The organism is Streptomyces sp. STAM6, from assembly GCF_054963715.1.
In genome coordinates this window covers 100,043-114,124 of sequence record NZ_JBUEFZ010000012.1, presented here as the reverse complement: position 1 = coordinate 114,124, position 14,082 = coordinate 100,043, and the positions used below count along the sequence as shown (strand labels likewise).

12 protein-coding genes are annotated in these 14,082 nt (G+C 72.8%); 4 read left to right on the top strand and 8 right to left on the bottom strand.

Translation table 11 applies throughout. The annotated features are described in order from the left end of the window. Window positions 1-125 precede the first annotated feature (125 nt). Window positions 126-1,334 carry an alpha/beta hydrolase family protein gene (locus ACY34K_RS17010; RefSeq protein WP_462747784.1) on the top strand — a complete coding sequence of 403 codons (1,209 nt, stop codon included), beginning with the start codon at window positions 126-128 and terminating at the stop codon, window positions 1,332-1,334. Window positions 1,335-1,361: 27 nt separating this feature from the next. Here ACY34K_RS17010 and ACY34K_RS17005 read toward each other — a convergent pair whose 3' ends face one another. The 3 genes from ACY34K_RS17005 to ACY34K_RS16995 all read right to left on the bottom strand — a co-directional run bounded on the left by ACY34K_RS17005 (window position 1,362) and on the right by ACY34K_RS16995 (window position 4,739). Beyond that, window positions 1,362-2,957, bottom strand: coding sequence for a sodium/solute symporter (locus ACY34K_RS17005; protein ID WP_462747781.1), 1,596 nt, complete (start codon window positions 2,955-2,957; stop codon window positions 1,362-1,364). After that, window positions 2,957-3,352, bottom strand: coding sequence for a hypothetical protein (locus ACY34K_RS17000; protein WP_462747778.1), 396 nt, complete (start codon window positions 3,350-3,352; stop codon window positions 2,957-2,959). The genes ACY34K_RS17005 and ACY34K_RS17000 overlap by 1 nt, the downstream gene beginning before the upstream one ends. A 145-nt stretch (window positions 3,353-3,497) precedes the next feature. Next, window positions 3,498-4,739, bottom strand: coding sequence for a PucR family transcriptional regulator (locus tag ACY34K_RS16995; protein ID WP_462747775.1), 1,242 nt, complete (start codon window positions 4,737-4,739; stop codon window positions 3,498-3,500). Window positions 4,740-5,065: 326 nt separating this feature from the next. Between ACY34K_RS16995 and ACY34K_RS16990 the strand changes: the two genes are divergently transcribed. Further along, entirely contained in the window at window positions 5,066-6,040 is a 975-nt protein-coding gene (locus ACY34K_RS16990) for a hypothetical protein (protein ID WP_462747772.1), read from the top strand. A gap of 214 nt (window positions 6,041-6,254) precedes the next feature. On the opposite strand, the gene ACY34K_RS16985 is transcribed toward ACY34K_RS16990, so the two are convergent. After that, on the bottom strand, window positions 6,255-6,806 hold the full coding sequence (locus ACY34K_RS16985; RefSeq protein WP_462747770.1) for an SMI1/KNR4 family protein: 552 nt from the start codon (window positions 6,804-6,806) through the stop codon (window positions 6,255-6,257). Between the two features lie 111 nt (window positions 6,807-6,917). Here ACY34K_RS16985 and ACY34K_RS16980 point away from each other — a divergent pair, with 111 nt between their 5' ends. Then, a complete protein-coding gene (locus ACY34K_RS16980) occupies window positions 6,918-7,910 on the top strand; it encodes an ATP-dependent DNA ligase (RefSeq protein ID WP_462747767.1) in 993 nt (330 codons plus the stop codon). Window positions 7,911-8,005: 95 nt separating this feature from the next. On the opposite strand, the gene ACY34K_RS16975 is transcribed toward ACY34K_RS16980, so the two are convergent. The 3 genes from ACY34K_RS16975 to ACY34K_RS16965 all read right to left on the bottom strand — a co-directional run bounded on the left by ACY34K_RS16975 (window position 8,006) and on the right by ACY34K_RS16965 (window position 12,441). Next, window positions 8,006-9,271 (bottom strand): vWA domain-containing protein, encoded by a 1,266-nt coding sequence (locus tag ACY34K_RS16975; protein ID WP_462747945.1) that lies wholly within the window; start codon window positions 9,269-9,271, stop codon window positions 8,006-8,008. A 125-nt stretch (window positions 9,272-9,396) separates the two neighbouring features. Further along, window positions 9,397-10,749 carry an AAA family ATPase gene (locus ACY34K_RS16970; RefSeq protein WP_462747764.1) on the bottom strand — a complete coding sequence of 451 codons (1,353 nt, stop codon included), beginning with the start codon at window positions 10,747-10,749 and terminating at the stop codon, window positions 9,397-9,399. Between the two features lie 129 nt (window positions 10,750-10,878). Continuing rightward, entirely contained in the window at window positions 10,879-12,441 is a 1,563-nt protein-coding gene (locus ACY34K_RS16965) for a hypothetical protein (RefSeq protein ID WP_462747762.1), read from the bottom strand. A 106-nt stretch (window positions 12,442-12,547) separates the two neighbouring features. On the opposite strand from ACY34K_RS16965, the gene ACY34K_RS16960 reads away from it, so the two are divergent. Continuing rightward, the gene (locus ACY34K_RS16960; protein ID WP_462747760.1) at window positions 12,548-12,730 is read left to right on the top strand and encodes a hypothetical protein; all 183 of its coding nucleotides are present in this window, start codon (window positions 12,548-12,550) and stop codon (window positions 12,728-12,730) included. A 180-nt stretch (window positions 12,731-12,910) separates the two neighbouring features. Here ACY34K_RS16960 and ACY34K_RS16955 read toward each other — a convergent pair whose 3' ends face one another. Beyond that, a complete protein-coding gene (locus ACY34K_RS16955) occupies window positions 12,911-13,651 on the bottom strand; it encodes a class I SAM-dependent methyltransferase (RefSeq protein ID WP_462747758.1) in 741 nt (246 codons plus the stop codon). Window positions 13,652-14,082: the final 431 nt, after the last annotated feature.

Below are 14,082 nucleotides of genomic sequence, written 5' to 3'. Positions count from 1 at the left end.
GGTGGTTGCCCGGCTTCCGACGGCGTCAACCCACTGACGGACCGACCGGCGTAGGCCTCAGGTCGTAGGCGACCGCGACCCACGGGTGACGTCCGCGGCACTGGTGCCTGCTTATCGTCTGTCGCATGGAGACGTTACGTATGCGGCGTCCGGCCGCCGCCGTGGCCCTCGTCGGCGCTTTCGTCGGCGCCCTCGCTGTCGCCACCCCGGTCGCTCACGCGCAGGTTGCCACGGACCGGGCGGTTCCCGCCGCCGTCCGGCGGATCGACCCCGGGGTGCTGCTGCCCAGCCCCGGTGGACCGTCGTCCGTCGGCCGGTCCACCGTGCACCTCGTCGACCGTTCCCGGCAGGACCTGTGGGTACCGGACCGGCCGCGCGAGCTCATGGTCGACCTGTACTACCCGGCCCGCCCGGCCGCGCGCACCCGCGCTCCGTACGCGGACTCGCGCGAGGCGCGGCTTCTGGTCGAGGCCGGGGGCGGGCAGGACGCCGAGGCCGTCGCGAAGCTGAGCGCCACCCGCTCCCACAGTGTCCAAAACGCCCGGCCGGAGCGCGGCCGCCATCCGCTCATCCTGCTGTCACCGGGCTTCGGGGCCCCACGATTCACCCTCACCACACTCGCCGAGGACCTCGCCGGCCGGGGCTACGTCGTCGCCCTGGTGGACCACGCCTTCGAGTCGTCCGGCACGGTCTTCCCGGGCGGCCGCGTGCTCACCTGTGTGGCCTGTGAGAAGGCCAAGACGCCGGAGGACATGCGCAAGGCGACCGTCAATCGCGCCCAGGATCTGTCGTTCCTGCTCGACCGGCTGACGGGGCCACGTCCGGCATGGCCGCACGCGGCACTCATCGACCGCACGAGGGTCGGCGCGGCCGGCCACTCGCTGGGCGGTGCGGCCGCGGCCTCGGTCATGGCGCGGGACGGCCGCGTTCGGGCCGGCGTCAACATGGACGGCGCGTTCGGCGACCCCGTACCGGAGGACGGGCTCGGGAAGCGGCCGTTCATGATGCTGGGCACGGACGACGACGTCCACCGGCCGGGCGGGGAGGACACGACCTGGGACGCCGCCTGGCGGAACCTGGACGGCTGGAAGCGCTGGGTGGGCGTGGCGGGCACCCACCACTTCACCTTCTCCGACATGCCGGTCCTCTTCGACCAGTTGAACCTGTCCTACCCCGGCACGCCCCCGACGATCTCTCCCCGCCGGGCCGTCGACCTCACGCGCGCCTACACGGCGGCCTTCTTCGACCTCCACCTCCGCCACCGTCCCCAGCCACTCCTCGACGGGCCGACGGCACAGGACCCGGAGGTCCGGTTCCACCGGCCCGCTCGGTGACGCGACCCGGAAGCGCGGTCGCGCTGTTCAGGCCCTCACGAGCCGCGGCCGTCGCCTTTCCCAGACGCTGCCCAGGACGCCGAACAGGAACGCGGCGGGCAGCGATACGAGGACGACCGTCTGCAGCGGGAACCAGTCGAGGTGCCAGTCAGGGAAGAGCGCCAGGGGCGAGCCGGAGAAGACCGGGCCGGAGAGCTGGAGACCCACGGCCGAACCAAGCCCTCCGTACAGGGTCCAGAGCAGGCCGGTCCGGGTGTAGTCGCTCCAGAAGAGGGAGTACACGAGGGCCGGCAGCAGGCAGGAGGCCGCCACCGCCAGGGACAACGCCGACAGGAACAGGACGTTCCAGCCCTGGACCCAGACGGCGAGGCTGATGCTGAGAACCCCGACCCCGGCTGACGCCATGCGGGCCGCGGCGACCTCACGGCCCTCCGTCGTGCGGCCACGGCGCAGGACCTTGGTGTAGAGGTCGTGGGCGATCGCCCCGGCGGCCGCCAGGGTGACGCTCCCCACGACGGCGAGCGTGGTGAGGAACACCGCGGAGGAGACCAGTGCGACGAGGATCGCGCCGTTCGTACCGGCGGCCGGTCCGCCCGCCAGTTCGGCCGTGAGCATGAGCAGCGTGTGGTTGCCCGCGGGGTCCGCCTCCATGATGGCCGGAGCTCCCACCAGCGCCGCTGCCCCCAGGCCCATCAGGGCGGTGGTGAGGCAGAAGCCGGCGACGATGCCGATGGTGTGGCGGACGGTGCGGCGTGCCGCCGCCGCGTCGGGAGCGGTGCTGAGCTGCATGGCCACATGAGGCAGACAGGCCACCCCCAGCACGATGGTGAGCATCAGGCCGATGAAGTCGAGCGTGGCCACGGTGTCGGTGGTACTGCCGGCGAACCGGAGGCCCGGGCGCAGGTATCCGTCGGGTCGGCGGCTGCCCGTGGCGGCCGCGTCGGTCAGGAGGTCGGTGCTCCAGTGGAAGCGGTGGAGCAGTACGGCGGTCACCGCGAGGGCGGCGCCGAGCAGTACCACCGTTTTGATCACCTGGATCACGATCGATCCGCGCATGCCGCCGAACACCGTGGCGCAGACGACCAGTGCGCCGATCATGACTATGGCCGCCTGTTCGGCACCCGGGCCGGACAACCCCAGCAGCGCGGCCGTGGCCACGCCCGCGCCGGACAGCTGCACCACCAGATAGGGCACGCAGGCGGCCAGGGTCACGAGGGCTACGGCGATCCTCACCGCGGGTCCCTGCGCCCGCAGGGCGAAGGTGTCGCCCAGGGTGTAGCCGGCGCGTTCGCGCAAGGGGCGGGCCAGCAGGAGGAGTACGCCCAGCGACAGCACCGTACACAGGGCGATCAGCAAACCGTCGTAGCCGAACACCGCGACGCTTCCCGTGGTGCCGAGCACGGTCGCGGCGGACAGGTAGACACCTGACAGGACGAGGGCCCCGCGCAGGGGCCGCAGTCTGCGGCCCGCGGTGTAGAACTCGTTGACCCGGTCCCTTTCCGGGCCGCTGAGGACGCAGATGAACAGGATCGGGACGATGAACGTCAGAAAGCCCACGAGCACCAGGGCGCGCGTGTCCCTGTCCAGGGTGCCGACTACGGCGAGCACGGTCTCCGGAGCCATCAGTTCACCGACTCCCGCTCGGCGGGGCTGAGGCTGCCGCCCGCCCGGCGGTCGTAGCGGGACGCCGTCCACACGAGCAGGCAGCCCTGGAGGAGGAGTGCCGACGTGCCGATGGTGGTCTCACCCCAGACACGGGTCGCCATGAAGTCGTCGGCGGAGGCGGCGAGCAGCAGATGCAGCGCGAGGGCCGTGCCGTTGACCGAGGCGAAGGACAGCCCGGGCCGGTAGCGGCGTGGCCCGTGGTGCGAATGAGGGGTTCGTGGTGGGTGATGGCCGGAGTACTCCGCGGGCTCGGCGTGCGGGGAGTACTCGGGCGTGTCGGAGCCCTGGGTGGGCGGGGGACCCTGGAAGTACGGGGCGTTGTGAGGGCGCCAAGGGTCGTACGGGTGGGTCATGTCGGTCTCCTGGCGGGCGTGCACGCGTGTGGTGCCGTCTGACGAGACGCCCACCAGACCAGCCGCGCGCTTGCCCGTCCATGCGCCGGACCCGCGTCGTTGCCGCCTCCCAACCACGGGGGCCGGGGACTGTGCCCGCGCCCAATCAGGCGAGGGGACTGCGCTCCCGGTGGTCGCCGAGCGCCGTGGTCGGGCCGAGCAGGCGCCGGGCGTCCAGCGCGAGTGTGAGCCGCATGAGATCGCGGGGGCGGTCCAGGGCGAGTCCGGTCGTCTGCTCGAGCCGGCGCAGCCGGTTGAGCACGGTGTTGCGGTGGCAGAACATCCGCTGGGCGGCCCGGGCGGCGGACCCACCGTTCTCGATCCAGACCGTGACGGTGTCGAACAGGGTGTCTCGGTCGCCGGGTTCTAGGTCGTACAGCGGCCCGAGCACCGTGTGCGCCAGTTCGGCGGACAGGTCCGGCCGCGAGACCAGCAGACCGTCGGGCAGCCGGGTGTCGAGCCGGGCCGTCTCACCGTCGGCCCGGCAGGTACGCAGGGCGAGCGCCGCCATGTCGCCGGCCCGGGCCACCTGCTCCAGCCCCTGTACGACCGGGCTGACCCCGATCCGCAGCCCCGGACCTGCCTCCAGCCCGGAAACCAGGGCGTCCAGGGGCCGTTCACCCAGGTGGGCGACGAGCACGTCGCGCGTACCGCAGGCGTGGCGCAGGATCCGGATTCCGCGGATCTCCGGAGTGGTGCCGGGAAGCCGGCCGTAGGGAGGAGTCGCCGCCACCACCGCCACCGCGAAGCGTCCGTCCGGCGGCAGATCGAGGATGGCCGCCGCCTTCCGGGTGAACCCGGGGTCGTCGCGGGTCTCCAGCAGGGCCGCGAGGATCAGTCGGACGCGTTCGCGGTGGCGGCTGGCGACGCCCTCGGCGACCTGGCGGTACGCGTCGGCGACCAGGACGGCGTCCCGGTCGTTGGTCTTCCACACCAGCTCGGCGACGTGCACCAGCCGCCGCGCGTCACCGAGCTCTTCCCGCTCCACGACTCCGATCATTCCGCTCCAGACCTCGGAACCGGCGACCCGGTACGCGTGCAGCACCTCGTCCAGGGGACGGCCCTGCTCCGCGCGGTTCGTGCCCAGTTCCCTCGTGTACCGCTCGACGTCCACGATCCTGCCCGGGTCCACGCAGGCTTCCAGACTGTGCCGGATACCGGTGGCCACCGTCCGGTACACGTCGGGCGGAGCCAGCAGCGGATCCGCGTAGTACGGCACCTCGGCGCGGATCTTCTCCACGACGGTGTCGGTGAAGTGTGTGCCGTGCCGCAGCAGGTGCCGGCACGCGTGCTCGAAGAGCTGGCGCGTGCCTCTGTCTGCGGCAGCGGAATCGGTGCGGTCGTGCATGGGCCCTCCCAGGGGACGGGGCGTACGGGAACACCGCGGCGCGGCCATGCTAAGCGGTCGCTTAAGGTGGGAGGGAGTTTCAGCCAAACCGTAATGTTTCCGCCCAGTAGCTCCGGGCGGCCGGGGCCCCGGCGGGTGGCCCGCCGCCGCCGATCGGCGGATGCGACCACCGCATGTCCGAACGCGTGTCCCGATTTCAGAAACATGTGCGACCGAGGCAGGGTGGACAGGGCGTTGAAGGCCCGCCACCGGCCGCACAACGCAACACGGGATGGGCGCGTGAGCCGAGCCTGACGCACGAGCCGCATGCGTCGAACCTGCTCGACATGAGCGGCCCGCGCCGGGAACCCCTGCGCGCCGGACCCTCGTCTCAGCCCGTGCGCGGCCGCTTCGTGGGGGAACGCGGCCAGGAGCCATCGGGGGCGTTCATGCACCGCGACAACATCCCGTACGACAACACCTGCGACGACACCATCACACCTCATCCCTTCCCGCGCCAGGTCCGGCGCCGGGCGGCCGTAGCCGTTCTGGCGCTGGTCCTCACCGCGACCGGGGCAGCCTGCACAACGCCGGACGCGAAGAGCGAAACGCCGGCTCCCCGGCAGACCGACGCCGGGAGCGACGCACCCGCGGCCGCACCGGGCGGCTCGGACCTCGTCAGTCTTGCCGGCAACTACGGCCCCGACACCTGCCGAGAGGGCTACGTCTGGCGCGAAGCCCGCCCGAGCGACCACGTCTGCGTGGTCCCGAGCGTCCGGGCCCAGGCCCGGAGCGACAACGCCCAGGCGGACGCCCGCCGGTCACCCGGAAACAACGGCAACGGACCCAATGCCTGTGCCACCGGCTACGTGTGGCGCGAGGCATACCCGGGCGACGTGGTGTGCGTGCGCCCGAGTGTCAGGGCCCAGGCCCGGAGCGACAACGCCCAAGCCGACGACAGGAGGGTCTCCACCCGGCTGTGGAAGTCCCGGTGGTACCCGACGCGGCAGTGCGACGGCGACACCTGCACCAGCAGGAGCGACGAGGACGTCCCGCGTATCCAGCTCAACGGCGACCACTACAACATCGGCCAGGTCCGCCTGGTCATCCGCCGCAACAGCGACAACCGCGTCCTGTGGTCGGGCACCGCCAACGCCACCAGGTATGCCGGCTTCGCCGGCGGGAGCTTCGGCAAGAAGACCACGCTGACCGACTGCTCCCAGTACGGCCGCCCGCTGAACGGCTACGCCCAGGCGTACGACGTTCTCTCCAAGCGCTGGTCGGCCCGACTGCCCGTCTCGGTCGGCTGCGCCACGCTCTGACCGGCACGCTCCCGGCCCTGCCGGGAGCGAGACACAACGGAACGGAGGCCGCAAGCTGCCGCGACCTGCTCCCGGGCGCGTGGGGAGCAGGTCGCGGTTGGGTGGTGCGGTGATGGGCGTCCCATTCCGTCCCTCCCCGCGAGCAGCAGCGGCGCCGCATCCCGGCCGACCGCGTCTCGGCTCGGTTCCCGGAGGAGCGCGGTGTGAAGCACGTTCACGGCCACCGCAGCCACTCGGCGTACCAGCCGCCAAAGCCGGGGCTCACCGGCACGAAGCCGCCCCAGTCCGGATCGATCCGCCAGATCTCGCCCGCACGCGGGCCATTCAGGACGAGCCGGACGTAGATACCGCAGCCTTCTTCCACCAGCATCAGCGAGCCCCGCGTCAGTCCGTCGGCCTGCGCGCCGATCCTGCCGGGCAAGGGCTCGGTGAGGCGGAACGGCGCGGCGAGCCGACCGGGCAGCCGATCCTCCTCCCACTCGTCGTCCACGGCCCATTCCTCATCCGCCTCCAGGCGGGGGACGGTCAACGGCATCAACCCATGACCGGGACCGGCGGGCCCGTCGCCCACCTCCGTGACGAAGGTCCGGTACTCCGCGGGCAGCTCGATGCCGTGGGCTTCCTCGAAGGCTCCGACGTCCGCTTCCGGCAGTGCGGGGGCGAGCTCATAACGGTGCGTCCCCGCCCCGAAACGCTCCCGTGCCGGGTCCTGGGCCGCCATCTCGCGCAGCCGACGTCGAACGCCGCCCGCATCCCACGTTTCCATGCGCCGACCGTAGCCAATGTCACGGGTGCCCCGTCCCGCCGCACCACGGCGAGTGGGCGCACGGGGCACGAGACCGGTACGGAGGCCGCGCGCGGTGGTAGGGCTCGGGGCATGGTGCTGCACGTCCCGGAACCGATGCTGTCGACACCGACTGACACCCTGCCCGCTTCCGGTGTCGCCTACGAACCGAAGTGGGACGGGTTCCGGTGCCTCGTCGCCCGCCCCGCCGACGGCCCGGTCCGGCTGTTGTCGCGTCGCGGCACCGCCCTGAACCAGCCCTTCGCCGACATCGCCGCAGCGGCCGAGCGGGACCTTCCGGACGACACGCTGCTGGACGGTGAACTGGTCGTCTGGCACGAAGGGCGCATCGCGTTCGACAGGCTGCAACGCCGCATCAGCCGCGGCCCGCGGGCAGTGGCCGACGAGATCCGCGCCGCACCGGCACACTTCGTCGCGTTCGACCTGCTGCACCTCGCCGACACCGACCTCATGCCCCTGCCGTACGAAGACCGCCGCCGACGGTTGGAGTCGCTTTTCACGGAAGCCGCCCTCGGGCCTCCGTGGACCCTGTGCCCGATGACGCTCGACCGGGCCGAAGCGGAGCGGTGGATACGGGAGTGGTCCGCCGTGGGCATGGAAGGACTCGTCGCCAAGCGGCTGCGCCGGCCCTATCAGCCGGGCGTGCGCGGCTGGGACAAGATCCGGTACCGGAACACCACCGAAGCGATCATCGGCGGTGTCACCGGCACGCTGCGGCGGCCGACCAGCCTGCTCCTCGGCCGCCTCGGCGATGCCGGGGACCTCCGGTACGTCGGGCGCAGCACCGTGCTGTCCGCCCGAGTGGGCGGTGACGTCGGCACGCAGCTCACGCCCGGTGCCCCCGATCACGCATGGCGAGGACGGACGTTCACCGCCGGATGGCGGAGCCGGGAGACGCTGACCGTCGTGCTCGTCGCTCCCGAGCAGGTGGCCGAGATCAGTGGAGACATGGCTGTGGAAGAGGGCCGCTGGAGGCATGCCGTGCGCCTTGTCCGGCTGCGTCCCGACCTGTCGCCGGCCGATGTGCCCCGCTTCGGCGCCGACCACCGGCCGGCCGCCGGCTGACCGACCCGCCGACAAGCACGGCCGGGTGACGGCGGTCGTCCCTCGACGCGAACCGGCCCCCCCAGGGCTCCACCGACGCGTACCACTGGGTGCGCTCAGCCGATGGTGACGACACGTGCCCAGGCCGGCGGGGTGTCCGGGACGTAGTCCGGGTCGCTCTCGTTCACTGCACGGGAAGGGCGGGGGAAGAGGCCGACGACGGTGCGGCAGGGAGGCTGGGCGGAAGGCCACGCCGTCTGGCCGTCCGTCAGGGCGACGATGACATCGGGGCGGGGCCGCGAGCGGAGTGCCCTGTCGAACCCGGAGCGCAGATCCGTTCCGCCGCCGCCGACCAGCTCGATGTTCTCGGCGCGGCAGAGGGGGACGGCGATCCCGGCCGCCGCGTCGCAGGAGATCACCGAGACCAGGTCGCGCCGCCCGCCGACCGCCCGGGAGATCGCCGCCACCTCCAGCAGCGCGCTGCCCAGCTCGGCGTCGCTCACCGAGCCGGAGGTGTCGATCACGACGCAGACCCGGGGCGGCGTACGCCGCAGGCTCGGCAGCACCGCCCCGGGGACACTGGCCGAGCGCCGGGACGGCCGCCGGTAGGTGTGGTTCTCACCCACGCCCGGCGCACTCGCCGCCGAGCGGACCGCCGCACCCAGCAACTGCCGCCACGGCTGGGGCGGATGGAACGCCTCTTCCGCCCATCGCCGCCATCCTTCCGGAGCGTCGCCCGGCCGCCCCTTGATTCCCTCGGCGACCCGGAAGCGGACCGCGTCCCGCTGCTGCCTGGTCAGCCCGTGTGCGCCGTCGGGTCCCCGCTCCCACGGGCGGTGCTGTCCGTCGGCACCGCTGCCACAGTCGAGCCAGGCCAGGTCCGCGGCGAGGCCCGACATGGACGCCGTGCGCAGGTACTCCTCCATCAGTAGCCCGTCGGACAGCCGCAGCAGCGACGGCAGTACCGCTCCGGTGGGCATCGGAAGACCGTCACCGTAGATGTCGTCGTTGATCTCGAAGTCGGCGGCGATGTTGCGCCGCAACCGTTCGCCCGGTCCGTGCTCGCCGTGCTCGCGTGCGTACCGCTCGCTCCGCCCGTGATGGTCACGGAGCAGATGGGAGACCTCGTGGACCCAGACACCGGCCAGTTCCTCCACCGGGGTGCGCGCCACGAAGCCGGGGGAGACGTAGCAGCGCCAGTGCGCGTCCACCGCCATGGTGGGAACGGACCGGTCCTCCACCACGTGCAGGGCGAACAGCGCCGCCGCCAGGTAGGGGCGGACCTTCACCGCGTGCAGGCGGGCGGCCAGCAGCTTCTCCATGTCGAGGGGAAGCCCGCGCCGGTCGTCCGGCCCGCCGGAGCCGGCCGGCGCCCCCGGCATGGTGGCGCGCACCGGCCGCGGCGGCGCGGGCGGGGACATGGGGCGCGGCAGCGGGCGCGTATACGGGCGTGGATGCGCGTGTGGACGCGGCCCAGGGCGCGGCCCAGGACGCTGAGAAGCCCCCGTCATCGGCGCGTCCCCGCCGGGCCCGTCGTCCGCCCGGCGGCCGTCACCGTGGCCCGCCCCACCGACAGGTCGGCCCGCCGGGCGAGACCCACCACCGCGGCCAGGCGTTCCACCGCCTCCGGCACCTCCCAGTCGTCGCGCCGCAACGCGGCCAGCGCCGTCGCCGGGGCCACCAGCAGATCCGGGGCGCCGGTCTCCAGCGCTCGCACCAGCACCGCCCAGCCGGCCTCCCATCGCTCCCGCTGCGGTCGCGCCCCGACGGCGGCCACCACCGCTTCCAGCGCGGCCTGACGCAGATCGCCCCGCTCAGGCAGCTCGGCGGACGCCGGGTCGGCCAGCAGCGACTCCGGGTCGGGCAGGTCCATCCGGTCCAGATGGGCGAGAAGTTCGAGGCCCGGGCCGTCCCCCACCGCACCCCGTACGAGCAGTGCGAGGACCTCGCGCGAGACGCCCGCCGCCGTACCGAAGGCGAGCAGGGTCAGCGCGGCCTCCCAGCTGCGGGGCGAGGGCCAGGCGCCGCCCCGCCGGGTCTCGGTGGTCGGCAGCCGGTGGATCAGCGTCGGCCTCGCTTCGAGGAAGCCGCACACGGCCCGCCGGGCGAACGCCACCGCCTCCGGCAGCCGCTCGGGCACCAGTCGGGGCAGCTGGGCCAGGGGCCAGACTCCGCCCAGTCCGCGTACCACCACCTCCCGGTCGTGCACCCAGTACAGGTGGACGAACCGGTTGGCCAGCGGTGGGCTCAGCTCCCACCCGTCCGCGGCGGACGCGCGCGGGTTGGCGGCGGCCACGATCCGTACCCCCGCCGGGAGTTGCAGCGCACCGACCCTTCGCTCCAGGACGACCCGCAGCAACGCGGCCTGGACGGCCGGGGTGGCGGTGGAGAGTTCGTCCAGGAAGAGCAGCCCCCGTCCGGCCCGTACGAGTTCGACGGCCCACTGCGGCGGTGCCATGGGCACACCTCGCACGGCGGGGTCGTCGCCCACGATGGGCAGTCCGGAGAAGTCGGACGGTTCGTGCACACTGGCGATCACGGTTGTCAGCGGCAGATCCAGGGTGGTGGCGAGCTGGGTCAGGGCCGCGGTCTTGCCGATGCCCGGCTCGCCCCAGAGCAGTACCGGCAGGTCGGCCGCGACGGCCAGGGTGAGCGCCTCGAGCTGCTCGTCGGGGCGTGGCTCGGTGGTGGTCTTGCGCAGGAGGGTGAGCAGGTCGTCGGCGACGGCGAGTTGAGCGTCGGTGACGGCCTGGCCCGAGTGGGTGGGGGCGGGTGTTCCGGGGCTCACGCCGGCGGAAGGGCCCGCAGGTGCCTCCGCGGTCGGGGCCGGGACGGGGGGCAGGAGGGTGCTGGAGGTCATGGACATCACCTTGGGTGGATCAGGGAACGAGACGGCGTCGTCCGTTCCGGATGTCGAGGGGCGTGGTGCGCACCGTGCGGTGCGGGCACATCGCTTCGGTGGTGGGTCGCCGGGCCGGCGGTCGGCCCGTCAGCCGGTCAGCCCGGTGCGGGGCCGGGTCCGGCTGCCGCGCTTGCGGCGCATCGGGAGAGGTACGTGGCGGGTGAGCCGGGGGCGGTGGCCGGAATCGGTGTTCCTGGCGTAGGAGGCGTTCCCGTCCCCTGTGGTACCGGCCGCGGGGTGCACGGCGACCAGCCCCGAGCGGAAGAGCCCGTGGTCGATTCGGCGTGCCGCGGCCGACTCCAACGCGTCCTTGAGCGGCCCGTCGCGCAGGACCGCTCCCGGACCGAGCAGCCCTTCGACGACGGCCAGCGCCCCGGCGACGTCACCGTGGCCGAGCCGCTCACGTACCGCGGGCAGTGCCTCGGGGTTGCGGTGGACCGCGTCGATCGCCCTCAGGCAGGGCAGTGCGGGCCCGCCGAGCGCCACCAGCAGCTCTTCCCGGCGCAGCTCGCCGGCGTCGTGGTCGATCGCGGTGAGCGCACCGTCCCGCAGCGCGATCCGGTGGACCTCGCCCCGGCACGTCACCCGGTGCGGATCCCCCGACTCGGGGGCGGGCCCGGCCGCCGGTGCCGCGCCGCGCGGGGTCACCGAGCCGGCCGCCGACAGGGCCGCGGCGACGAGCGGATGCAGCCGCTCCGTCCGGATGAGCCCGGCCCGCAACAGCTCCAGGTCCGGAAGGACCCGCACCGCCGCCTCGGGCAACACCGGAAGCGCCGCGACCTGCTGGGGCGGCAGCGCGTGCCGCGGTGGCCGGAGTGTCGGGGCATGGCTGTCGTCAGGGGCGACGAGTTCGAACACGGCGCGGCTGCGCGCACCGAGCCGCACGGTGAAGGCTCCGTGAGCGTGTCCCTCGGCCCGCAACAGCAGTTCCGCCTCAGCGGCCCAACGTGCCGACGCCCACGCGTCATCGTCGACGGCGGGCCGATCCGTCCCATCGGGCCGATCCGGCAGGTCCGACGGATCCGCCGCATCCAGCAGATCCCAGGGGCTCGGGCTGCGGGCCGTGTCGGGCGGCCCGGGCGGCCCCGTGACGGGCTCCGGTGCCCGGCCCGCAGCGCACCGCCGCGCCAGTTCGCCGCTTCGCCCGGCGTCCCACAGATGCCGGTGCAGATCGAGCCGGAAACGCCGGTCGGGATGGGGGTGCGGATGATGCCTGGGGGCATCGTTCGTGGACTCCTCCCACAGGGCCAGCGACATCCGCTGCCCGGCGTCCGCCCAGGCCGGCGGTGTACGCACCACCAGCTGCAACGGTGTGGCGCCGGAAGTCCGGTAGTGGGCGAGGGAAAGCGTGAGTCCGGGCCGGAGCCGCCCGTCGGGGGCGATGCGGGGCATGTGCCAGCGCAGCAGATCGGGCGCCAGCCGGCGCAGGTCCGCACGCAGGTGGGTGAAGAGATCAATGCCGTGGCGGTCGCGCACGGCGCGCAGATCGAGATCTACGTCGATCCGGGCGGCGGCGCAAGCGCCCGCCCAGTCACCGGCCGCACGCCGTGCGGTCGCAGTGTCGATCATGGACGGTGGCACGGCGTACTCGCGCACGCGCTGCCACATCAGAAGGCGGGGCGGGACCTCGTTCGCGCGGTGATGTGCCATCAGCACTCACCTTGCGCGGACGATTCCCCCAATCCGTACGAGGAGAAGTTCATCATCGCCGGCATCATAAGCACGTCGATGGCGATCTGTCAGTTCCTCTTCGGCCGTGGCCCGGAACCCGGCCGTCCTCCACACCGCCCCGACCCGCGTGCCAACGGCCTGGCGCCGCCTCGACACCTGCGTCGCCGGCCGGTCCGGCGTCGCGGAGATCACGACGACACCTCTCGCCCGTACCGCGGCCGCACTGGGCACCCTGCCGCCGGCCAGATCGGCGGGAGGCTGCCAGTGACCGCCACACCAACGAGCCGGCGGACACCTCGGGGGGCGGCCGGCCGGTGGCACGGCCGATCGGGCCGATCGGGCCGCTCGAGACGATGGCGGGACCGCTCGAGACGATGGCGGGCCCTGCCGTGCGACGTGCCGCCGGCCTTTCCGGGAGCACCGGAAGGGCCGACAGCGCCGTCTGACGTCAGGCGCGGCAGCGCAGCATCTCCAGCGGCGGGTTGGCGAAGCAGTCCGCCCAGAAGTCAGCACCGAACTTGGCCACGCCGGCCTCGGACACCTCCAGCGGGACCCAGGTCACCTCGCTGAACCCGGCTGCCCGCAGACACTGTTCGTAGACCTCGCGGCGCGGGCACGTGCCGACGAACGAGATCGGCGGGTCGAGCAGAGCCGTGATCCTCACGCGCGGTCCGGTCTCGATCTCCTCGCCGGTCGGCTCGCAGAGAAAGCCGTACTTGGCCAGGGACGGCCCGTCGAAGCGGTAGTCGGGGTTCTGGGCGAAGACGAAGAACTCGGCGCCCGGCTTCAGACTCCGGTGCACATTGCGGCACATCCGCTCCATGGCGGCGATGTCCGGTGCGTAGTGCAGCAGTTGGACCCCGACGGCGACGTCGTAGCGCTGCTCCAGGGGACGCAGTTCGGCCACGTCGCCCACCTCGTAGCGCACTCCCAGCGGATCGCGCTCCTCGAACTTTCGCGCCACGGCGACCATTTCGCCGGAGATGTCGACGCCGAGCACCTCGGAGGCGCCGCGCCGCTTGAACTCCCTGCTGTAGAAGCCGGTACCGGAAGCCAGGTCGAGGACCGACTTGCCGCGTACGTCCCCGACCATGTTCAGGAAGCTGGGCACCTCCCCGTACTGTGCCAGCGGCAGAGACTTGAATCCCTCGAACGCCTCACCGATCTCGTCGTACTGCTGCACGGCCACCGTGCTGCCTCCCTACGTTTCGGCATGTCCTGGCCACGGCCCCCGGTTCCCGGGGCGCGTCGCGGCCACTGGTCGGCAGTCTCTACGGACCGTGGCGGAGCGCTGTACTGGCAGAAGCCACAAAGATCCCGACCTCGGCCTGGCCTCGTGTACGGACGGGCGCACGGCCTGGACTCGCCTCGTGCGGGTGAAGGATGCGCCGAAGATCGGCGCTCGCGCGCGTGGCGCCACAACACTGGGTCGAAGAACTTACGGGCGCACCTACAGCGAAGGCTCACGTCATGGCGAACGGCACCATTCCGCCGGAACTTCGGGCGAACCCACTGGGCGGTGGCGTCAGTACCGAGCGGCCACGCCGCCTCGGGAGGCGGCCGGGAGCGACCGCGTGCGTACGCCTGCCGCAGGCATGACTCCCGTGCCGGGACGTTGCC

What these genes read in the sequence shown, in the direction of transcription:
- ACY34K_RS17005 (WP_462747781.1), bottom strand. Translation starts at nt 2,957, where the DNA reads ATGGCTCCGGAGACCGTGCTCGCCGTAGTCGGCACCCTGGACAGGGAC.
- ACY34K_RS16975 (WP_462747945.1), bottom strand. Translation starts at nt 9,271, where the DNA reads ATGCCGGGGGCGCCGGCCGGCTCCGGCGGGCCGGACGACCGGCGCGGG.
- ACY34K_RS16990 (WP_462747772.1), top strand. Translation starts at nt 5,066, where the DNA reads ATGAGCGGCCCGCGCCGGGAACCCCTGCGCGCCGGACCCTCGTCTCAG.
- ACY34K_RS16965 (WP_462747762.1), bottom strand. Translation starts at nt 12,441, where the DNA reads ATGGCACATCACCGCGCGAACGAGGTCCCGCCCCGCCTTCTGATGTGG.
- ACY34K_RS17000 (WP_462747778.1), bottom strand. Translation starts at nt 3,352, where the DNA reads ATGACCCACCCGTACGACCCTTGGCGCCCTCACAACGCCCCGTACTTC.
- ACY34K_RS16970 (WP_462747764.1), bottom strand. Translation starts at nt 10,749, where the DNA reads ATGACCTCCAGCACCCTCCTGCCCCCCGTCCCGGCCCCGACCGCGGAG.
- ACY34K_RS16995 (WP_462747775.1), bottom strand. Translation starts at nt 4,739, where the DNA reads ATGCACGACCGCACCGATTCCGCTGCCGCAGACAGAGGCACGCGCCAG.
- ACY34K_RS17010 (WP_462747784.1), top strand. Translation starts at nt 126, where the DNA reads ATGGAGACGTTACGTATGCGGCGTCCGGCCGCCGCCGTGGCCCTCGTC.
- ACY34K_RS16985 (WP_462747770.1), bottom strand. Translation starts at nt 6,806, where the DNA reads ATGGAAACGTGGGATGCGGGCGGCGTTCGACGTCGGCTGCGCGAGATG.
- ACY34K_RS16980 (WP_462747767.1), top strand. Translation starts at nt 6,918, where the DNA reads ATGGTGCTGCACGTCCCGGAACCGATGCTGTCGACACCGACTGACACC.